Annotated in this window: 1 protein-coding gene; it reads left to right on the top strand. The window is 64.5% G+C overall.

Annotated features, from left to right (window positions below; all coding sequences use genetic code 11):
* Window positions 1-1095, top strand: a 1095-nt coding sequence (locus RUW20_RS05975; protein ID WP_313951294.1) for a transporter substrate-binding domain-containing protein, incomplete at both ends; no start/stop codon positions are given.

Raw genomic sequence — 1095 nt, 5'->3', positions numbered from 1 at the left:
GCTGCTTCTGCTCACCGCTGTCCCGGCTGCGGCGGAGCAACGGACGGTGCGTGTCGGCGTCGGCAGCAATCCACCGATCGCCTTTCGCGATGCGAGCGGCGAGATGCAGGGCATCGCCGTCGACGTATTGAACTACGCCGCGGCGCAAGAGGGCTGGCGGCTGCAGTTCGTGCACGACGATTGGCAGCAGCTCCTCGACCTGCTCGAGCGGGGCGAGATCGACCTGCTGACCGGCATCGCCTACACCCCGGAACGCGCCGATCGCTTCCGCTTTACCAAGCACATGGTGCTCAGCAACTGGGGCGTCGTCTATGCCAAGCCCGGCAGCAAGATCCAGTCCTTGTTCGAACTGCAGGGCAAGCGCGTGGCGCTGGTCCCCGGCGCGACGCACAGTGATCAGCTGAGTGAGCTGGTCGACAAGTTCGGCGTACGCATCATTCCTGTGCTTGCCGAGGACTATGAACAGGTCTTCGCCCTGGTCGCTGGCGGGGAAGCCGACGCCGGCGTCGTCAGCCGCGTCTTCGGCACGCTGCATTCCGCTGGTGACCGCCTCGAATCCACCGGCATTGTCTTCAACCCGATTGCGGTGCGCTACGCCGCAGCGAAAAGCGCGGATCCGGCAATTGTCAGCGCGCTCGACCGCCACCTCGAAGGCCTGCTCGAGCAGCGCGACACCGCTTACTACCAGTCACTCGACCGCTGGCTGGGCAATGCCCAGCCAGCCACCGTACCGGAGTGGCTCGCGTGGGCGTTGATCGGGACAGCCGGCACCCTGGGTCTGGCGGTGATTTTCGTCTTCCTGCTTCGTCGCCAAATCAGGCTACGCAGCGCGGCTCTGCGCGACAGCGAAGAATCCTTCCGTGCGACCTTCGATCAGGCGGCCGTCGGCATTGCGCAGGTGGAACCGGATGGCAGCTGGCGTGAGGTCAACCAGCGGCTTTGCGACATCGTCGGCTACAGCCGCGAAGAGCTACTGCAACTGACTTTTCAGGACATCACTCATCCCGACGACCTGAGTACCGATCTGGAACAGGTGCGGCAGATGCTGGCGGGGACCCAGCAGACCTACACTCTGGACAAGCGCTACCTGCGCAA

Source organism: Accumulibacter sp., assembly GCF_032229525.1.
In the GTDB taxonomy this organism is placed as follows: Bacteria; Pseudomonadota; Gammaproteobacteria; order Burkholderiales; family Rhodocyclaceae; genus Accumulibacter.
The sequence above is the reverse complement of the archived record's forward strand: the minus strand, read 5'-3'. Positions and strand labels throughout refer to the sequence as shown.